Origin of the sequence: Streptomyces sp. NRRL S-337 (assembly GCF_000720175.1) — a bacterium.
Classification (GTDB): domain Bacteria; phylum Actinomycetota; class Actinomycetes; order Streptomycetales; family Streptomycetaceae; genus Streptomyces; species Streptomyces siderophoricus.
In genome coordinates this window covers 93784-112335 of the sequence record NZ_JOIX01000019.1, presented here as the reverse complement: position 1 = coordinate 112335, position 18552 = coordinate 93784, and the positions used below count along the sequence as shown (strand labels likewise).

General features: G+C 72.2%; 18 protein-coding genes. 10 read left to right on the top strand and 8 right to left on the bottom strand.

Annotation, left to right across the window (positions count from 1 at the left end; all coding sequences use genetic code 11):
- Positions 1-141: 141 nt before the first annotated feature.
- Positions 142-1263 carry a J domain-containing protein gene (locus IG62_RS0116970; protein ID WP_234326574.1) on the top strand — a complete coding sequence of 374 codons (1122 nt, stop codon included), beginning with the start codon at positions 142-144 and terminating at the stop codon, positions 1261-1263.
- 10 nt (positions 1264-1273) lie between these two features.
- The gene (locus tag IG62_RS0116965) at positions 1274-1618 is read left to right on the top strand and encodes a rhodanese-like domain-containing protein (protein ID WP_030802980.1); all 345 of its coding nucleotides are present in this window, start codon (positions 1274-1276) and stop codon (positions 1616-1618) included.
- A 358-nt stretch (positions 1619-1976) separates the two neighbouring features.
- Here IG62_RS0116965 and IG62_RS0116960 read toward each other — a convergent pair whose 3' ends face one another.
- From IG62_RS0116960 to paaA, 6 genes are all read right to left on the bottom strand, one after another.
- Positions 1977-3110, bottom strand: coding sequence for an acyl-CoA dehydrogenase family protein (locus IG62_RS0116960; protein WP_030802977.1), 1134 nt, complete (start codon positions 3108-3110; stop codon positions 1977-1979).
- 156 nt (positions 3111-3266) lie between these two features.
- Entirely contained in the window at positions 3267-4310 is a 1044-nt protein-coding gene (paaE, locus tag IG62_RS0116955; protein ID WP_030802974.1) for a 1,2-phenylacetyl-CoA epoxidase subunit PaaE, read from the bottom strand.
- Positions 4310-4777, bottom strand: coding sequence for a 1,2-phenylacetyl-CoA epoxidase subunit PaaD (paaD, locus tag IG62_RS0116950; protein ID WP_030802971.1), 468 nt, complete (start codon positions 4775-4777; stop codon positions 4310-4312). Before paaD ends, paaE begins: the two co-directional genes overlap by 1 nt.
- 212 nt (positions 4778-4989) lie before the next feature.
- The gene (gene paaC, locus IG62_RS0116945) at positions 4990-5709 is read right to left on the bottom strand and encodes a 1,2-phenylacetyl-CoA epoxidase subunit PaaC (RefSeq protein ID WP_030802967.1); all 720 of its coding nucleotides are present in this window, start codon (positions 5707-5709) and stop codon (positions 4990-4992) included.
- Positions 5706-6056, bottom strand: a complete 351-nt coding sequence (gene paaB, locus IG62_RS0116940) for a 1,2-phenylacetyl-CoA epoxidase subunit PaaB (protein ID WP_199812487.1) — start codon at positions 6054-6056, stop codon at positions 5706-5708. Before paaB ends, paaC begins: the two co-directional genes overlap by 4 nt.
- Positions 6053-7003, bottom strand: a complete 951-nt coding sequence (paaA, locus tag IG62_RS0116935) for a 1,2-phenylacetyl-CoA epoxidase subunit PaaA (RefSeq protein WP_030802962.1) — start codon at positions 7001-7003, stop codon at positions 6053-6055. Before paaA ends, paaB begins: the two co-directional genes overlap by 4 nt.
- 167 nt (positions 7004-7170) lie before the next feature.
- Between paaA and IG62_RS0116930 the strand changes: the two genes are divergently transcribed.
- Genes IG62_RS0116930 through IG62_RS0116920 form a run of 3 tightly spaced genes read left to right on the top strand, consistent with a single transcriptional unit; the run spans position 7171 to position 9970 of the window.
- Complete coding sequence (locus IG62_RS0116930) at positions 7171-7842, top strand: DUF5819 family protein (protein WP_030802959.1); 672 nt, start codon at positions 7171-7173, stop codon at positions 7840-7842.
- A gap of 8 nt (positions 7843-7850) precedes the next feature.
- Entirely contained in the window at positions 7851-9299 is a 1449-nt protein-coding gene (locus IG62_RS0116925; RefSeq protein WP_107053000.1) for an HTTM domain-containing protein, read from the top strand.
- Positions 9296-9970, top strand: a complete 675-nt coding sequence (locus IG62_RS0116920; RefSeq protein ID WP_030802955.1) for a TrmH family RNA methyltransferase — start codon at positions 9296-9298, stop codon at positions 9968-9970. Before IG62_RS0116925 ends, IG62_RS0116920 begins: the two co-directional genes overlap by 4 nt.
- Positions 9971-10022: 52 nt before the next feature.
- On the opposite strand, the gene paaN is transcribed toward IG62_RS0116920, so the two are convergent.
- Positions 10023-11705 carry a phenylacetic acid degradation protein PaaN gene (gene paaN, locus IG62_RS0116915; RefSeq protein WP_030802953.1) on the bottom strand — a complete coding sequence of 561 codons (1683 nt, stop codon included), beginning with the start codon at positions 11703-11705 and terminating at the stop codon, positions 10023-10025.
- Between the two features lie 146 nt (positions 11706-11851).
- Between paaN and IG62_RS0116910 the strand changes: the two genes are divergently transcribed.
- Both IG62_RS0116910 and IG62_RS0116905 read left to right on the top strand, forming a co-directional pair.
- Entirely contained in the window at positions 11852-13378 is a 1527-nt protein-coding gene (locus IG62_RS0116910; RefSeq protein ID WP_030802951.1) for a 3-hydroxyacyl-CoA dehydrogenase, read from the top strand.
- The gene (locus tag IG62_RS0116905) at positions 13375-13965 is read left to right on the top strand and encodes a TetR/AcrR family transcriptional regulator (RefSeq protein ID WP_030802949.1); all 591 of its coding nucleotides are present in this window, start codon (positions 13375-13377) and stop codon (positions 13963-13965) included. Before IG62_RS0116910 ends, IG62_RS0116905 begins: the two co-directional genes overlap by 4 nt.
- Before the next feature lie 118 nt (positions 13966-14083).
- Here IG62_RS0116905 and IG62_RS0116900 read toward each other — a convergent pair whose 3' ends face one another.
- Positions 14084-14599, bottom strand: a complete 516-nt coding sequence (locus IG62_RS0116900) for an Lrp/AsnC family transcriptional regulator (protein WP_030802946.1) — start codon at positions 14597-14599, stop codon at positions 14084-14086.
- A 225-nt stretch (positions 14600-14824) separates the two neighbouring features.
- Between IG62_RS0116900 and pdhA the strand changes: the two genes are divergently transcribed.
- From pdhA to IG62_RS0116885, 3 genes are read left to right on the top strand one after another with little or no spacing between them, the layout of a single operon-like run.
- Entirely contained in the window at positions 14825-16015 is a 1191-nt protein-coding gene (gene pdhA, locus IG62_RS0116895) for a pyruvate dehydrogenase (acetyl-transferring) E1 component subunit alpha (RefSeq protein WP_030802943.1), read from the top strand.
- Complete coding sequence (locus IG62_RS0116890; protein WP_030802940.1) at positions 16012-17046, top strand: alpha-ketoacid dehydrogenase subunit beta; 1035 nt, start codon at positions 16012-16014, stop codon at positions 17044-17046. Before pdhA ends, IG62_RS0116890 begins: the two co-directional genes overlap by 4 nt.
- Complete coding sequence (locus IG62_RS0116885; protein WP_030802938.1) at positions 17046-18521, top strand: dihydrolipoamide acetyltransferase family protein; 1476 nt, start codon at positions 17046-17048, stop codon at positions 18519-18521. Before IG62_RS0116890 ends, IG62_RS0116885 begins: the two co-directional genes overlap by 1 nt.
- Positions 18522-18552: the final 31 nt, after the last annotated feature.

The following is an 18552-nucleotide window of genomic DNA, read 5'->3' as shown; positions in this document are numbered from 1 at the left end:
GGGGAGGGGCCCAGGGGGAAGGCAGCAGGGAAAGGTGACCCGCCACCCTCCAGGGCAGGCCATGGCCGAGGTACGGGTGACGAAAGCCTTCAGCCGGTGGCGAGGCAGGGCGGGGGTCGGCTCGGGCCGTACGCTGACCGGGTGACGAACTCGCACGCGGAGAACACACAGGACGGCCAGCACCGAGCGGACGGACCGGGCACGGCGGATGCCCTGGGGGGACCGCAGGCGTCGGATGCTCGCGACGGCGGCCAGGGCGCCCCAACCGCCGGCACGGAAGGACAGCCGGCCCCGTTTGACGGCTCCGGCTCGTCCGGCGACGCCGCCGCGTCGGGCGAACCCGCAAATGTCACCGGCCCGGACCCATCCACCGGTCAGGGCGCCTCCGCCGACCAGGCCCCGTCCGTTGATCCGGACCCATCCCCCGGCCAAAATTCCCCCGGCCAGGACTCCCGAGGTCAGCAGGACCCCAACCCTCAAGACGCGGCCGACGAGGGGACGCGGCGGTTGGCCAAGGCCGTGCTGGCGGCGGAGCGGGCGTTGATCGAGTTCGAGATCGCGGTGGAGACGTTCCGGGTGGAGGTGGAGAACTTCTCCCGGCTGCACCACCAGCGGCTCGGCCCCATGTACGCGCGGCTGGACGAGCTGGACGCGCAGATCGCCGAGGCCGTGGCAGCGCGTACCGGCGACCCCGAGGACATCCGCAAGGCGCACGAGGCCCGGGCGTCGGTACTGCCGATGCCGGAGGTGGAAGAGCTGTTCCACGGCTGGATGGGGTCGGACGGGCTGTTCCCGGAGGCTCAGGCGATGCTCACCGAGCAGCCGGTGCAGCCGCCGCAGAAGGTACGGCCCAGCGAGGAGGCCCGTAAGGCCTACCGCGAGCTGGTCCGCAAGGCCCACCCGGACCTGGCGCGGGACGACGCGGAGCGGGCGCGGCGGGATGCGTTCATCGCGCGGGTCAATGCGGCGTACGGCCGGGGCGATGAGGGGGCACTGCGGGAGCTGGCGCGGGAGTGGGAGACCGGTCCGGCGCCGGCCGAGGAGCGGCTCAGCGAGAGCGAGGAGCTCTACGCCCGCCTGGAGTGGCTGGCCACGCGCAAGGAATTGCTGGCGGCCGTTGCCGCCGAGCTGGAGGAGAGCGCTATCGGCGCGATGATCAAGATGGCCCCGGAGGACCCGGACCGGCTGCTGGACGAGATCGCCGAGAAGCTGCTCGCCGACGTCGCAGAACGTGAGGCTTACCTCACGCAGCTGGTCGGGTAGCGTCGGGACCATGCAATTTGGTTCTGTACCCACCGTCGGTGTCGATGCGCTCTCGGCCGAGGCCTTCCTCCTGGACGTCCGGGAGGACGACGAGTGGGAGGCGGGGCACGCCGAGGGTGCGCTGCACATCCCGATGAGCGAGTTCGTCGCCCGCTGCGGGGAGCTGACCGAGAAGGCGCCCGAGGGCGACAAGGTCTACGTCCTGTGCCGCGTCGGTGGCCGTTCGGCCCAGGTGGCGCAGTACCTGGTCCAGCAGGGCATCGACGCCGTGAACGTCGCGGGCGGTATGCAGGCATGGGAGGCTGCGGGTCGTCCCGTTTCCGACGGTAAGGGCGGAACGGGGACGGTTATCTAGCCGGTCGGTGCCTACCGGGCCGGTGTATGGCCGGGCAGTGCCTAGCTGGTCACGGCTGGCCGGCCAGTGCCTGCGTGGCACAGTTGGCCGACCTCCGCCACCCACCTGGCCGGCCCCACTTGGCCGCCCCACCTGCCGCTGCACGCTGCCCACGTGCGTCGCCACGCCCGCCACGCCCTACCCCTACGCCCCGCCCCTCCCCCCCGGGCGGGCCGAGAGGGCAGCACGCTCGTCCGATGAGCGGGCACCAGCCCGGCGAGCGCGCGATACCCCGGGGAGCGTGCGATAGCCAGGAAGCGCGCACCAGCCCATGAGCGCACGACCACCCGGTGAGTCCGCCCGCCCTCCCCACCGAAGCTCACCCGAGCGGATGCGCCGCGATCAGGTCGCCGAGGGCCTCTTCGTGGGCGGCGGCGGGGCCGAGGGAGAGTTCGAGGTGCTTGGCCCAGGCGTGGTAGCGGTGCAGCGGGTAGTCGGTGTCGGCACCGAAACCGCCGTGCAGGTGCTGGGCGGTCTGGACGACGCGGCGTACGCCCTCGGAGGCCCAGATCTTGGCGACCGCGATGTCCCCGGCCGGTGGGAGCGGGCCGGGCGCGTCGGAGGTGAGGCGCCAGGCGGCTTGCCAGAGGGTGGCCTCCATGGCGCGCAGGTCGATGAAGCGATCGGCGGTCTGGACCGCTACCGCCTGGAAGGTGGCCAGCGGGAACCCGAACTGTTCGCGCTTGCCGGTGTACTCGCTGGTCATGGCAAGTACCCGCTCGCCGAGCCCCAGGGCCAGGGCGCAGGTGCCGATGGTCAGGAGGTGGCGGAGGGATTCCCAGGCGGCCGGGTCCGTGAGCGTTTCGGCGGCGCTGATACGAACGGATTCGAGCCGTACCTCGGCCTGGCGCTCGCCGCTGGTCGAGATCTGGTCGGAGAGCGTGACGCCTGGGTGGGCACGGGGCACGAGGGTGAGGACGGCGTGGCCCTCGGCGGTGTGTGCGGGCAGCAGGATCCGGTCGGCGGTCGCGGCCCAGGGGACGGCGGTCTGCGTGCCGTCGAGGATCCAGTCGGTGCCCTCGTGGGTGGCGCGTACGGCGAGTTCGGCCGGTTCATGGCCCGTACGGCCGGCTGCGGCGACCGTGACGACGAGGTCGCCGGTGGCGATCTGCGGCAGTACGTCCGTACGGAGGGCGGCATCGGCGTACCGCTGGAGGGTGAGCGCGGCCGCGCCGGACTCCAGCAGAGGCACGCGGGCCAGCACCTTCGCCGATTCGCGCAGTATGAGACAGAGGGCTATCGGGTCGAGGCCGGCGCCGCCGTGGTCCGGAGCGATGAGCAGGCCCAGCAGATCCGCGTCGGCGAGCTTGCGCCACAGTGCGCGGTCGAAGTCGTCGGCAACCGCTCCGGTGGTGAGTGCCGGGCTGGGTACGTCGTCCGGAGCGGTCCCCGAGAAGACGGCCCGCGCCGCTTCGACGGCGGCCTGTTGCTCCTCGGTGAAGGTGAAGTCCACTGCCTGTCCTTCCTTCCGCACGCCACCACGACCTGACGAGCCGTCAAGTCAGGCGCCAAGGTAGAACATGTTTCAGGAATTGGGAATGGCGGTGGTGGTGAAGAGGCGGCAGACCAGCTCTACGGCCGTCCCCCCGTCCTGCGGCGCCCCCCGGTCCTACCGATCGAAGTCCAGCTCCACCTTCTCCGTGGCCGGGTGGGACTGGCAGGCGAGGACGTAGCCGGCGTCGACCTCGTCGGATTCGAGGGCGAAGTTGCGGTCCATGCGTATCTCGCCGGAGACCAGGAAGGCCCGGCAGGTGCCGCAGACGCCGCCCTTGCAGGCGTAGGGGGCGTCGGCGCGGTTGCGGAGGACGGCTTCGAGGAGCGATTCGCCGTCGTGGACGGGCCAGGTGCCGGAGCGGCCGTCGAGGGTGGCGGTCACCGTGCTGTGCGCCGGGGCCTTGGCCACGGGCGCGGTCGGGGTGCCGTTGTCGACGTGGAAGATCTCTTCGTGGATGCGGTTGCGGGGGACGTCGAGGGCGCGCAGGGCGCGTTCGGCGCCCTGGACCAGGCCGTACGGGCCGCAGAGGTACCAGCCGTCGATGGCGTCGGTCCTCAGCAGGGCGGGCAGCAGGGTGCGGAGGCGGTCCTCGTCCAGGCGGCCGGAGGGCAGGCCGGCCTGCTGTTCCTCGCGGGAGAGGGTGTGGATCAGCTGGAAGCGGTCGGGATAGCGGTCCTTCAGGTCGGCGACCTCCTCCAGGAACATCGTCGAGGCCGCGGTGCGGTCGCTGCGGATCAGGCAGAAGCGGGCCTCGGGCTGCTGGGAGAGGAGGGTGGTGGCGATGGACAGTACGGGGGTGATGCCGCTGCCGCCGACGATCCCCACGAAGTGACCGGGGCGCGGGGCGAGGACGAACCGGCCGGCCGGGGCCATCACCTCCACCGTGTCGCCGACCGCCAGCTCCTTGAGCGCGTAGGTCGAGAAGGCGCCGTCCTCGACGTGCCGGATGCCGACGCGCAGGACGGGCTCGTCGGTGGCCGGGGCGCAGATGGAGTACGTACGGCGGATCTCCTGGCCGTCGACCGTCCTGCGCAGGGCGATGTGCTGCCCGGGGGTGTGCCGGAAGGCGCTGCGGAGTTCGGGCGGGACGGTGAAGGTGACGGCCACCGCGTCGTCCGTGAGCCGTTCGACCTCCTGGACCCGGAGCGGGTGGAACATCACAACTCCTTGAAGTGGTCGAAGGGTTCGCGGCAGGACTCGCAGCGGCGCAGCGCCTTGCAGGCCGTGGAGGAGAACCGGCTCAGCAGGGTGGTGTCGGTCGATCCGCAGTGCGGGCAGCGGATCGTGAGGGTGACGGAGACCGGTCCGCCGGACGGGCCGGCGGGGCGCGGTGGGGCGATGCCGAAGTCGGCCAGCTTGCGGCGGCCCTCGGCGGTGATGGCGTCCGTGGTCCAGGGCGGGCTGAGGACCGTACGGACCTCGACGTCGGGTATGCCGTGGTCGTGGAGTATCCGCTCGATGTCGGCGGACATGGCCTCGATGGCGGGGCAGCCGGTGTAGGTGGGGGTGAGCTCGACCTCGACGCGGCCGGGGGCGGTCAGCCGCAGCCCGCGCAGGACGCCGAGTTCGGCGAGGGTGAGGACGGGCAGCTCTGGGTCGGGAACGGAGCCGGCCAGTGCCAGCAGTTCCGCTTCGAGGGCCGTGGTGGGGGTGGGGGGCGGGGTGGCCGCGCCGACCGTCTCGACCGCGCCGACCGTCTCGACCGCGCCGACCGTCTCGACCGCGCCGACCGTCTCGACCGTGCCGGCCGTGCTTGCCGTGCCGCCCGTGGTGGGCCTGCCGGCTGTGTCGGCCGTAGGGGGCCTGCCGGGCCTGGTGGTCGTGGTGTCTCCGGTGGTCACCATGTCGCCCCCGGGTGGCTGCGGTGGAGGTGCTGCATCTCGGCGAGCAATCGTCCGAACGGTTCGGTGTGCAGGCCCTGGCGGCCCGCGCCGGCGGTCCAGGCGCCGCGCTGCGGCCCTTCGGGGAGGCGGAGGGTGGCCTGCTCGACGGTGGCGGTGATGCGGGTGGTCCACACGTCGTGGAACGTGGCCCAGGGCAGCGCCTCCAGCCCGGCCACCGGCTCGAACATCTCGCCCGTGAAGCGCCAGAGGGCGTCCAGGGCGCGCTGCATCCGGGTGTGGCTCTCGTCGGTGCCGTCGCCCAGCCGGAGGGTCCATTGGGCGGCGTGGTCGCGGTGGTAGGCGACCTCCTTGACGGCCTTACCGGCCAGGGGCGCCAACTCGGTGTCTCCGCTTGCCAGTTGCTCGAAGAGCAGCTCCTGGAAGGTGGAGAAGTAGAGCTGGCGGGCGATGGTGTGGGCGAAGTCGCCGTTGGGCTGCTCGACGAGCTGGAGGTTGCGGAACTCCCGCTCCTCGCGCAGATACGCCAGCTCGTCCTCGTCGCCGGCCAGGGAGAGCAGCACCCGGGCCTGGCCGAGCAGGTCCAGCGCGATGTTGGCCAGCGCCACCTCCTCCTCCAGGACCGGGGCGTGGCCGGCCCACTCGCCCAGGCGGTGGGAGAGGATCAGCGCGTCGTCCCCGAGGGGCAGGGCGGGGGTGGTCACGGTGTCCCTCACAGGTGGTGCACCCCCTCCGGGATCTCGTAGAAGGTCGGGTGGCGGTAGGGCTTGTCGCCGGCCGGCTCGAAGAAGGCGTCCTTCTCGTCCGGGGAGGAGGCGGTGATCTGGGCGGAGGGCACCACCCAGAGGGAGACGCCTTCGGAGCGCCGGGTGTAGAGGTCGCGGGCGTTGCGCAGTGCCATCTCGGCGTCCGGGGCGTGGAGGCTGCCGGCGTGGGTGTGCGACAGGCCGCGGCGGCTGCGGACGAAGACCTCCCACAGGGGCCAGTCGGTGGGGCGGGCGTCCGCCGCTTCGGCGGGGGCGCCGGAGGCGCGGCTTTCCGCGGGGCGGGGTGTCGTCGTCATCGTCCGGCCTTCCCGTGCTTGGCCGCGTGTGCGGCGGCTGCCTCGCGCACCCAGGCGCCTTCTTCGTGGGCCCGTCGGCGGCGGTTGATCCGCTGTTCGTTGCAGGGTCCGTTGCCCTTGAGGACCTCGCGGAACTCGGTCCAGTCGATGGAGCCGAAGTCGTGATGACCGCGGTCCTCGTTCCACACCAGGTCGGGGTCGGGGAGGGTGAGGCCGAGGGCCTCGGCCTGGGGGACGCAGATGTCGACGAAGCGCTGGCGGAGCTCGTCGTTGGAGTGCCGCTTGATCTTCCAGGCCATGGACTGGGCGGAGTGCGAGGACTCGTCGTCCGGCGGGCCGAACATCATCAGGGAGGGCCACCACCAGCGGTTGACCGCGTCCTGCGCCATCGCGTGCTGGGCGTCCGTGCCGCGGCTGAGGGTCAGCAGGAGCTCGTAGCCCTGGCGCTGGTGGAAGGACTCCTCCTTGCAGATGCGGACCATCGCGCGGGCGTAGGGGCCGTAGGAGCACCGGCACAGCGGGACCTGGTTGGTGATCGCCGCGCCGTCCACCAGCCAGCCGATGGCTCCGACGTCCGCCCAGGTCAGGGTCGGGTAGTTGAAGATCGAGGAGTACTTCTGGCGGCCGGTGTGGAGCTTGTCGAGGAGCTCGTCGCGGCTTGTGCCGAGGGTTTCGGCGGCGCTGTAGAGATACAGGCCGTGGCCGGCCTCGTCCTGCACCTTGGCCATCAGGATCGCCTTGCGGCGCAGGGAGGGCGCGCGGGTGATCCAGTTGGCCTCCGGCTGCATGCCGATGATCTCGGAGTGGGCGTGCTGCGCTATCTGCCGCACGAGTGTGGAGCGGTACGCCTCCGGCATCCAGTCCCGTGGCTCGATCCGCTCTTCCGCGGCCACGGTGGCGTCGAACGCGGCCTCCTGAGCCGCCTCCTCCGGCGCGATCGTCGTCATGTGTGCCCCCTCGCTCCCGACCGACCGATCGTTCGGTTCAATGGTGAGTGGGCGGGCAGCGGGTGTCAAGCCTGTGGATAAGTCGGGGGAGGGTGTGCCCGGTGCGGCCGCGTAGGTACGGTTCCCCAGCGGAGTTGACCGCATGGATTTACGGGAACGGGGCGGGAATGCAGTCATACGGGGACGAACCGCGGCCTTTGGCCGCGCTGTCGCTACCCTCGCGGATCGTCATAGGCGTGGCGGCCTGCGCCGTCGCCGTCATCGTCGCGATTCATCTCGCCATGATGTTTCTGCACGTCGCGCCGCAGAACACGCTCAGCAAGCAGCAGGGCGCCCTGATCAGCGACTACGTCTATCCCGAGTACGAACAGAACTGGAAGCTGTTCGCACCCAACCCCCTCCAGCAGAACGTCGCGGTCCAGGTCCGCGCGGAGGTCCGTGCCGAGGACGGCAACGGCCGCACCACCGGCTGGACCGACCTGACCGCCCGTGACGGCCGGGCCATACTCCACAACCCGCTGCCCAGCCACACCGAGCAGAATCAGCTGCGCCGGGGCTGGGAGCTCTTCCTCAACAGCCACAACGCCCAGGGCCGCCCCATCGGCACCCGCGGCGAGCTGGCCGAGCGCTACATCCGGCGGATCGTGATGTTCCGGATGCAGGGCGAGTGGACCGCGGGCGGCGGCCGGGTCGAGCGCATCCAGGTCCGCTCCCGTACGGCCGCCGTCAGCCCGCCGCCGTGGAGCACCGAGAAGATCAGCGACAAGCCCGTGTACCGCGTGCAGCCCTGGTGGCAGGTCACCACGGCCGACCTGCCCGAGGGGGCGAACAGCCAGTGACGTCCCCGATGCCCCAGCAGCCCCAGAACACCTCGCAGCCCTCGCACACCACGGAGCCCACCGACGTGCCGCAGCAGGCGCACGCACCCCACGACCCCCAGGCCCCCGCCGCGACCCCGGCCCCCTACGAGGAGACCCGGATCGAGCGCGCCGTCGGCCGCCTCTTCGGCCGCGCCACCGGCCGCGCGCTGGCCCCGTACCAGACCGCAGTGATCCGGATCGGCTTCTCGGCGACCTGGCTGCTGTTCCTGCTGCGCGAGTGGCCGCACCGCCTGACGCTCTACGGGCCCGACAGCCCCTGGAGCCTGGACATGGCGCGCCGCCTCCTGGACGCCAACCACGCCTTCTCCATGCTGCTGTGGTCCGACGGCCGCGGCTGGTTCGAGTGCGTCTACCTGATGGCCGTCGCGTCCAGTGCGGCGCTGCTGCTCGGCTGGCGCACCCGCACCATGTCGGTGCTCTTCATGCTGGGCGTGATCTCGCTGCAGAACCGCAGCGTCTTCATAGGGGACGGCGGCGACAACGTCATCCACCTGATGTCGATGTATCTCGTGCTCACCCGGTGCGGCCAGGTCTGGTCGCTGGACGCACGCCGTGCCAAGCGTGCCCGGACCGCGGCGGAGGCGTCCGCGGCCGAGGTGTCCGCGGCCGGCGGGGAGGCGTCCGAGCAGGCGCAGACCGCCGTACGCACGCCGGGTGCGGGCCGCGGACGCGATCTGACCGGCATCGTCCTGTGGGCCGTGCTCGGCCTCGCCCTCGCCGTCGCGCAGCTCACCGGCAGCTACGCCCTCCTGTGGTTCGACAACGGCCCGTTCCCCCACATCGGCTGGAGCCTGGTCCTGTGGGGCCTGTGGGTTGCGCACGGGCTCTGGTGGGCGGTCCAGCGCTACGCACCGGGGGAGCCGCGCACCGTCCTGGACACCCTCACCAAGCTCGCCCACAACGGCGCACTGCTGGTGATCATGGTCGAGGTCTGCCTGGTGTACTCCACCGCCGGCTGGTACAAGATCCAGGGTTCCCGCTGGCAGGACGGCACCGCGGTCTACTACCCGATGCACCTGGACTACTTCTCGCCCTGGCCCGCGCTCTCCCAGCTGCTCGGCAGCAACGGCCTGATGGTCATGCTGATCACCTACGGCACGGTGATCGTCCAGGTGGCCTTCCCCTTCACGCTCTTCAACCGCCGGCTCAAGAACGTGCTCCTGGTCATCATGATCTGCGAGCACCTCTCGATCGCGTTCCTGCTGGGGCTGCCGTTCTTCTCGCTCGCCATGATCGCCGCGGACGCGGTCTTCCTGCCGACGAACTTCCTGACCTGGCTCTCCACCCGCGTCTCCGGCCTGCGCGAACGGCTCTTCCCGCGCACCCTCGCGGCCGGACCGGACGGCGGCCCCGGAGGCGGTGAACCCCCGGCCCGTACGGAGCACGGCGGCGGTGGCCATACGCTCGTGGGGTGAGCAGCGAGAAAACCGCCCCCGCCGAGCCCCTTCAGTACGACGAGGGCTACGGGACCCAGATCGGCGTCGGCCCGCATCCGGCGCCCTGGCCGCAGGACGACCGTTACGATCCGGAGCTGCTCGCACACGGCGATCGCCGCAACGTCGTCGACCACTACCGCTACTGGACGCGGGAGGCGATCGTCGCGGACCTCGACACCCGCCGCCACGACTTCCACGTCGCGGTCGAGAACTGGGGCCACGACTTCAACATCGGCTCCGTCGTGCGCACCGCGAACGCGTTCCTGGCCAAGGAGGTCCACATCGTCGGCCAGCGGCGCTGGAACAGGCGCGGGGCGATGGTGACCGACCGCTACCAGCACGTCCGCCACCACCCGGACACCGCGGACCTCACCGCCTGGGCCACCGCCGAGGGACTGCCGATCATCGGGATCGACAATCTCCCGGGGGCCGTGCCGTTGGAGACGACGGAGCTGCCGCGGCGCTGTGTGCTCCTCTTCGGTCAGGAGGGCCCGGGGCTGACCGAGGAGGCGCGCCGCCACGCCTCGCTGGTCTGCTCGATCGCGCAGTTCGGCTCGACCCGCTCGATCAACGCGGGGGCGGCGGCCGCCATCGCGATGCACGCCTGGATCGGCCGCCACGCGCGGATCGACGGGCCGGACGCCGGCTGACCGGCGCCGGCCCCGGCCACCTCACGCGGGCCGGCGCCCGGCCCGCGCGACGTCATGCGGGTCGGCGCACCTCCACCATCCGGAAGCGGTTGGCCACGAACGCGCCGTCGCAGAGCACCGCATTCGCCGCCGGGTTACCGCCGGAGCCGTGGAAGTCCGAGAACGCCGCGGTCTGGTTCACATAGACCCCGCCGGTGAGGTTCAGCGACAGCTGGGCGCACTCCTCCAGGCAGGCGTCCTCCACCAGCCGCTCGACCTCGGCGTCCGTGGTGTACGCGCCGACCGTCATGGCGCCCTTCTCGCGGACCGTCCGCCGCAGCAGGTCCACTGCGACGGCGGCGGAGTCGACGGCCACCGCGAACGACACCGGCCCGAAGCACTCCGACAGATACGCCGCCTCGGCATCCGGCTTGGCGCCGTCCAGCTTGACGATCACCGGGGTGCGGACCGTCGCCCCGGGGAAGTCGGGGTTGGCCACCTCACGGGAGGCCAGGGCCACCTCGCCGAGCCCGGCGGCGGCGTCGATCCGCTCCTTGACCTGCGGATTGACGATCGCGCCCAGCAGCGCGTTGGCCCGCGCGTCGTCGCCCAGCAGCCCGCTCACCGCGCCCGCGAGGTCGCTGACCACCTCGTCGTACGACTTGGGCCCGGCGTCCGTGGTGATGCCGCCGCGGGGGATCAGCAGGTTCTGCGGGGTGGTGCACATCTGGCCGCTGTAGAGCGACAAGGAGAAGGCGAGGTTGCTGAGCATGCCCTTGTAGTCATCGGTGGAGTCGATGACGACGGTGTTCACGCCGGCCTTCTCGGTGTGTACCGCCGCCTGCCGGGCGTGGGTCTCCAGCCAGTCGCCGAACGCGGTCGAGCCGGTGTAGTCGATGATGCGCACCTCGGGGCGGACGGCCAGCGTCTTGGCCAGGCCCTCGTCCGGCTTGTCCACGGCCAGGCACACCAGGTCGGCGGGGAACCCGGCGTCGTCGAGGACCTCGCGCGCCACCTTGACGGTCATCGCCAGCGGCAGCACGGCCCGCGGATGCGGCTTGACCAGGACCGGGTTGCCGGTGGCCAGGGAGGCGAACAGGCCGGGGTAGCCGTTCCAGGTCGGGAAGGTGTTGCACCCGATCATCAGGGCCACGCCGCGCGGCACGGCCGTGAAGCTCTTGGACAGCTCCAGCGGGTCGCGCTTGCCCTGCGGCTTGGACCAGGCCGCCTGCCCCGGGGTGCGGGTCTGCTCGGCGTACGCGTACGCCACCGCCTCCATGCCCCGGTCCTGGGCGTGCGGTCCGCCGGCCTGGAACGCCATCATGAACGCCTGGCCGCTGGTGTGCATCACGGCCTGGGCGAACTCATGGGTGCGGGCGCTGATCCGGGCCAGGATCTCCAGGCAGACCGCCGCGCGCAGCTCCGGGCCGGCGTCCCGCCAGGCGGGGATCGTGGCGCGCATCGCGGGCAGCAGGACGTCCACGTCCGGGTGCGGGTAGCTGATCCCCAGCTCCGGCCCGTAGGGCGAGACCTCCTGGCCCGTCCAGTCGTCCGTGCCGGGCTGGGTGAGCTCGAAGCGCTTGCCGCGCAGCGCCTCGAACGCGGCCGCACCGTCGGCCGCGGCGGTCTCGCCGTACGCCTTGGGGTGCTCGGGGTGCGGGGACCAGTAGGCGCGGGTACGGATCGCCTCCAGCGCCTGGTCGAGGGTCGGGCGGTGCTTCTCGATCAACTGCGCTGCGGTCATTTCGGCGGCCATCGATGACCAACTCCTCGTCGAGCCGGGCGGAGAGCGGATGGGGCTGGGAGCGGACAGGACAACGGAGTTAGAGTAACCGAACGATCGGTCGGGGCAAGAGGGCCCGGCGAGCCTGTGGAAAAGTCGGTCGGGGAGGATCAGCTGGCATGACGGCAATCGGCACCGGCAACACCGTGGCAGTGGTGGGTACGGGCACCATGGGGCAGGGAATCGCGCAGGTGGCGCTGGTCGCCGGCCATCGCGTACGGCTCTACGACAGCGCCCCCGGGCGCGCGGGCCAGGCCGCCGGCGGGCTCGTGCGGCGGCTGGACCGGCTGGTGGAAAAGGGCCGGATCACGGCGGCCGAGCGGGACGCCGCCCGCGACCGCCTCTCCCCCGCCACCGCCCTGGCCGAGCTGGCCGACGCCGCGCTGGTCATCGAGGCGATCCTGGAGGAGCTCAGCGCCAAACAGGAGCTGTTCAGGTCGCTGGAGGACATCGTCGGCGACGACTGCCTCCTGGCCACCAATACGTCCTCGCTGTCCGTGACGGCCGTCGCCGGCGGCCTGCGCCGCCCCGGCCGCTGCGTGGGCCTGCACTTCTTCAACCCCGCGCCGCTGCTGCCGCTGGTCGAGGTGGTCAGCGGCTTCGCCACGGACGAGGCGGCCGCCTCCACGGCGTACGACACCGCCGCGGCCTGGGGGAAGAAGCCGGTCCACTGCGCCGACACCCCCGGTTTCATCGTCAACCGCGTCGCCCGCCCCTTCTACGCCGAGGCGCTGCGTGCCTACGAGGAGCGGGTCGCCGACCCCGCCACCATCGACGCGGTGCTGCGCGACGGCGCGGGCTTCAAGATGGGGCCGTTCGAGCTGACCGACCTCATCGGGCAGGACGTGAACGAGGCGGTCACCCACTCCGTGTGGCAGTCCTTCTTCCAGGACCCCAAGTTCACCCCCTCGCTGGCGCAGCGCAGGCTGGTGGAGGCCGGGCTGCACGGCCGCAAGACGGGGCGCGGCTGGTACGACTACTCCGAGGGTGCGAAGCGGCCCGCGCCGCACACCGCGGCGCCCTGCCCGGCTCCGGACGCCGTCGCCCTGCACGCGAAGCTGCCCGGCCCCGCCGCGGTGCTCCGCGAGCTGATCGAGGAGGCCGGCATCAAGGTCACCCGGGACCGCACGCCCGGCGAGTCGGAGGGCTTCCTCCGGCTGCCCGGTGGGGCCTGCCTCGCGCTTACGAACGGCTACCCGGCGACGAGCATCGTCTACGACAAGTACATCCGCTTCGACCTCTCGCTCGACTACCGGGCCGCCACCCGGATCGCGCTGGCAGCCTCGGAGACCTGCTCCGAGTCGGACCTCGCGGAGGCCGTCGGGCTGTTCCAGGCGCTGGGCAAGGAGGTCAGTGTCATCGGCGACGTCCCGGGCATGATCGTCGCCCGGACGATCGCGATGATCGTCGACTTCGCCGTGGATGCCGCCGCCCGCGGGGTGGCCACCCCTGAGGACATCGACACGGCCATGCGGCTGGGCGTCAACTACCCCGGGGGCCCCATGGAGTGGGCCGAACGGCTCGGCGCCTACTGGGTGTGGGACCTGCTGGACTCGATGCACCACCAGAATGCCCAGGGACGCTACGTACCGTCCTGGGCGCTGCGGCGCCGTGCGGACCTCGACGAACAGGTGCTCTCATCATGACCATGGCCAAGCGCGACACCTACACGCCCGATTCGCTGCTCGCCGTCGCCGTCGAGGTGTTCATCGAGCGCGGCTACGACGGCACCTCCATGGAGCACCTCTCCAAGGCGGCCGGCATCTCCAAGTCCTCGATCTACCACCACGTGCGCAGCAAGGAAGAGCTGCTGCACCGTGCCATAAGCCGGGCCCTGGACGGCCTCTTCGGCGTGCTGGAGGAACCGGCTGCCCTCCAGGGGCGGGCGATCGAGCGGCTGGAGCACGTCACCCGCCGGGTGACCGAGGTGTTGATGGACGAACTCCCCTACGTGACGCTGCTGTTGCGGGTGCGCGGGAACACGGACACCGAACGGTGGGCCATGGAGCGCCGCCGGGAGTTCGACCACGAGGTGGCCGCGCTGCTCAAGCAGGCCGCCGCCGACGGCGACCTGCGGGACGACGTGGACGTCCGGCTCGCCACGAGGCTGCTCTTCGGCATGATCAATTCGATCGTGGAGTGGTACCGGCCCGGGCGGGGTGGCGCGGCGAGTCGCGACGAGGTCGCCGAGGCCGTGGTGCGCACGGCGTTCACGGGCCTGCGTCGCCTCTGACGGCCCCTGCGGGGCCCCAGGGGCCTTGGAAAAGCCCCTGACGGCCCCCTGGAAGCCCCTGACGGCCCGCCCCGCGGCACACCGGCACCTCAGGCCCGCCCCGCGGCCACCGGGCGCCTCACTCCCCCTCGGGCCCGAGATCGGTCTCCTCGAAGACCAGCAGGGTGCGGGTGCTGAGCACCTCCGGTATCGACTGGATACGGGTGAGGACCAGCTCCCGCAGCTCCCGGTTGTCCTTGGTGTGCACCAGCAGCAGCACGTCGAAGTCCCCGCTGACCAGCGCGATGTGCGTGGCGCCCGGTAGCGCGGTGAGCTGCTTGCGCACGGTCCGCCAGGAGTTCTGCACGATCTTCAGCGTGATGTACGCGGAGGCGCCCTGGCCTGCCCTTTCCTGGTCGACGAGGGCGCTGAAACCGCGGATCACCCCGTCGTCCATCAGCCGGTTGATGCGCGCGTAGGCATTGGCGCGGGAAACGTGCACCCGCTCGGCCACGGAACGTATCGAGGCCCTGCCGTCGGTCTGCAGCATGCGCAGGATCGACCGGTCGATGGTGTCCAGCGGGCGTGCGGCCGGGGTGGGCGGTTCGGGCGTCGGTGGCTGACCGTTGTTATTGGCCATCTGTTCGTCCGGCATATGGTCCCGCCTCCCCTTTGTGGACGCCCTGTCTTCATCTGAAGCTGTGGAGAACCGTTTGTCCACAGGCTGAACCCGCCTGTAGCCAAAATGCATCAGCGACCGAACAATCGGTAGGGAAGGGCTCACCCGCCCCGACCGGTTTCATCCTGCCCATCCGCCGTTCGCCCACCACCCTTCTGCGGCGCGATCGCGCCACCCCTTCGAACCGAGGAGGTGCTCGACATGACGGTCCTAGAGCAGCCCGGCAGCAGCAGGAACAAGAGCAGCCTGGCCGGCCCGCCGCCCGCGTGGCGCCCGCGCGTCGATCCCGCGCCTCTCCTGCCCGACGAGGAGCCGTACCGCATCCTCGGTACGGACGCCGCCGCCCGGCTCGACTCCGGACTGCTGACCCGGCTGTACGCCCAGCTCGTGCGCGGCCGCCGGTACAACGCCCAGGCCACCGCCCTGACCCGGCAGGGACGGCTGGCGGTCTATCCGTCCTCCACCGGCCAGGAGGCCTGCGAGGTCGCCGCCGCGCTGGCGCTGGAGGAGCGGGACTGGCTGTTCCCCAGCTACCGCGACACCCTGGCCGCGGTGGCCCGCGGCCTCGACCCCGTACAGGCGCTGACCCTGCTGCGCGGCGACTGGCACTGCGGCTACGACCCGCACGAACACCGCATCGCCCCCCTGTGCACCCCGCTCGCCACCCAGCTGCCCCATGCCGTCGGCCTGGCACACGCCGCCCGCCTCAAGGGCGACGAGGTGGTGGCGCTGGCCATGGTGGGCGACGGCGGCACGAGCGAGGGCGACTTCCACGAGGCGCTGAATTTCGCGGAGCTCTGGCAGGCCCCGGTCGTCTTCCTGGTGCAGAACAACGGCTTTGCCATCTCCGTGCCGCTCGCCAAGCAGACCGCCGCGCCCTCCCTCGCCCACAAAGCGGTCGGCTACGGCATGCCCGGCCGCCTGGTCGACGGCAATGACGCGCCCGCGATGCACGAGGTGCTCGGTGAGGCCGTCCAACGCGCCCGCCGGGGCGGCGGCCCCACCCTCGTCGAGGCCGTCACGTACCGCATCGAGGCGCACACCAACGCCGACGACGCCACCCGCTACCGCACCGACGCCGAGGTCGAGACCTGGCGGGCGCACGACCCGATAGCCCTGCTGGAGCACGAGCTGGCCGGCCGTGGCCTGCTGACCGACGAGTTCGTCGCCACCACCCGGGAGAGCGCCGAGCAGCTGGCCGCCGACCTCCGCGAGCGGATGAACGCCGACCCGGTGCTGAACCCGATGGACCTGTTCACCCACGTGTTCGCCGAGCAGACCGGCCAACTGCGCGCCCAGGCGGCGCAGTTGCGCGCCGAGCTGGAGGCCGAGGCCGCCGGACACACCGAGGACACCGCGGGCACCGCGCCCGCCGAGGAGGCCAGGCCATGACGACCACCGCTCCGGCCACCGCGCGCAAGCCCGCCACCATGGCGCAGGCGCTGACCCGTGCGCTGCGTGACGCCATGGCCGAGGACCCGGCCGTCCATGTGATGGGCGAGGACGTCGGCGCCCTGGGCGGCGTCTTCCGCATCACCGACGGCCTGGCCAAGGAGTTCGGCGAGGACCGCTGCACGGACACCGCGCTCGCCGAGGCCGGCATCCTGGGCACCGCCGTCGGCATGGCGATGTACGGGCTGCGGCCGGTGGTCGAGATGCAGTTCGACGCGTTCGCCTACCCGGCGTTCGAGCAGCTGGTCAGCCATGTCGCCCGGATGCGCAACCGCACCCGCGGCGCGGTCCCGATGCCACTGACCATCCGCATCCCCTACGGCGGCGGCATCGGCGGCGTCGAGCACCACAGCGACTCCTCCGAGGCCTACTACCTCGCCACCCCGGGGCTGCACGTCGTCACCCCCGCCACCGTCGAGGACGCCTACGGCCTGCTGCGGGCCGCCATCGCCTCCGACGACCCGGTCGTCTTCCTGGAGCCCAAGCGGCTGTACTGGTCGAAGGCCGAGTGGTCGCCGGACACGCCCACCGCGGTCGCGCCCCTGGGCCGGGCCGAGATACGCCGCCGCGGCAGCAGCGCCACCCTGATCACCTACGGCCCCTCGCTGCCCGCCTGTATGGAGGCCGCCGAAGCCGGCCGCGCCGAGGGCTGGGACCTGGAAGTGGTCGATCTGCGCTCCCTGGTGCCGTTCGACGACGAGACGGTCTGCGCGTCCGTACGGCGCACCGGACGGGCCGTGGTCGTCCACGAGGCCGGCGGCTTCGGCGGGCCCGGCGGGGAGATCGCCGCCCGGATCACCGAGCGCTGCTTCCACCACCTGGAGGCGCCCGTGCTGCGGGTGGCCGGCTTCGACATCCCCTACCCGCCGCCCATGCTGGAGCGGCACCACCTCCCGGGCGTCGACCGGATCCTGGACACCGTCGCGCGCCTGCAGTGGGAGTCGGACTGGACCGAAGGACGTGGTGCGTGATGGCCGTGGTCCGTGAATTCACCCTGCCCGACCTGGGGGAGGGCCTCACCGAGGCGACGATCGTGCAGTGGCTGGTCGAGGTCGGCGAGGTCGTCGCCGTCGACCAGCCGGTGGTCGAGGTCGAGACCGCCAAGGCGATGGTCGAGGTGCCGTGCCCGTACGGCGGCGTGGTGACCGCCCGCTACGGCGACGAAGGGGCCGAAGTCCCGGTGGGCACCCCCCTGGTGACCGTCGCGGTCGGCGCGGTACCGGACGATCTGGCGGAGCAGGCCCCCACGACGGACGCCGGTTCCGGCACCGCCACCGGGACGGCGACCGCCCCCGAGGCACCGGCCGCCGACGCGACGGAGAACGGCTCCGGCAACGTCCTGGTCGGTTACGGCACGAGCGCGGCCGCGGCGCGGCGGCGCCGGATCCGCCCCGCGGACGGCGCGCGCCCCGAGGCGGGCGGCCCGCAGCCCCCGACCGGAGCCGAGCCCACCACGCCGGCCGAGGAGGCCGGTGCGGACCGCCCGGCCCGCGCCGCGGACGCCGACAGCCGTACGGTGGCCGTCATCTCGCCGCTGGTGCGCCGCATGGCGCGGGAGAACGACCTGGACCTGCGGGAGGTGACCGGCACCGGGCCGGACGGCCTGATCCTCCGTACGGACGTCGAGTCCGCGCTCCGCGCCCGCCGGGAGCGCGCGCAGCGGCCGGCCACCGCAGCCGCCGCGGTCGAAGGGACTGCAGGCGCGACCGCCATGGCCGCCGCCCCCGGCGCAGCGGCCGGCCTCGCCCCCACCCCAGGTGAGGAGCGGATCCCGCTGCGCGGGATGCTCGGCGCGGCCGCCGAGAAGTTCAGCCGCAGCCGCCGCGAGATCCCCGAGGCGACCTGCTGGGTGGACGCGGACGCCACCGAACTCCTCGCCGCCCGCCGGGCGATGAACGTCCCCGGCACGCCCAAGGTGTCGCTGCTCGCGCTGCTGGCCCGGATCACCACGGCCGCGCTCGCGCGCTTCCCGCAGCTCAACGCCACCGTCGACACCCGCACCCAGGAGATCGTCCGGCTGCCCGCGGTCCATCTCGGCTTCGCCGCGCAGACCGACCGCGGCCTGGTGGTGCCGGTGGTCCGTGACGCCCAGGCCCGTACGGTCGAGGACCTCTCCGCCGAGATGGCGCGGCTCACGGAGACCGCCCGGGCCGGCGGGCTGTCCCTGGCCGAGCTGACCCACGGCACTTTCACCCTCAACAACTACGGCGTCTTCGGTGTCGACGGCTCCACGCCGATCATCAACCACCCGGAGGCGGCGATGCTCGGCGTCGGCCGGATAGCCGCCAAACCCTGGGTGCACGAGGGCGAGCTGGCGGTGCGGCAGGTCGTCCAGCTGTCGCTCACCTTCGACCACCGGGTGTGCGACGGCGGCACCGCGGGCGGCTTCCTGCGGTTCGTGGCCGACTGCGTCGAGCAGCCCGCACTGCTGCTGCGGGGCCTGTGAGACCGGCCCTCCGGACCCGCCCCCCGACGGG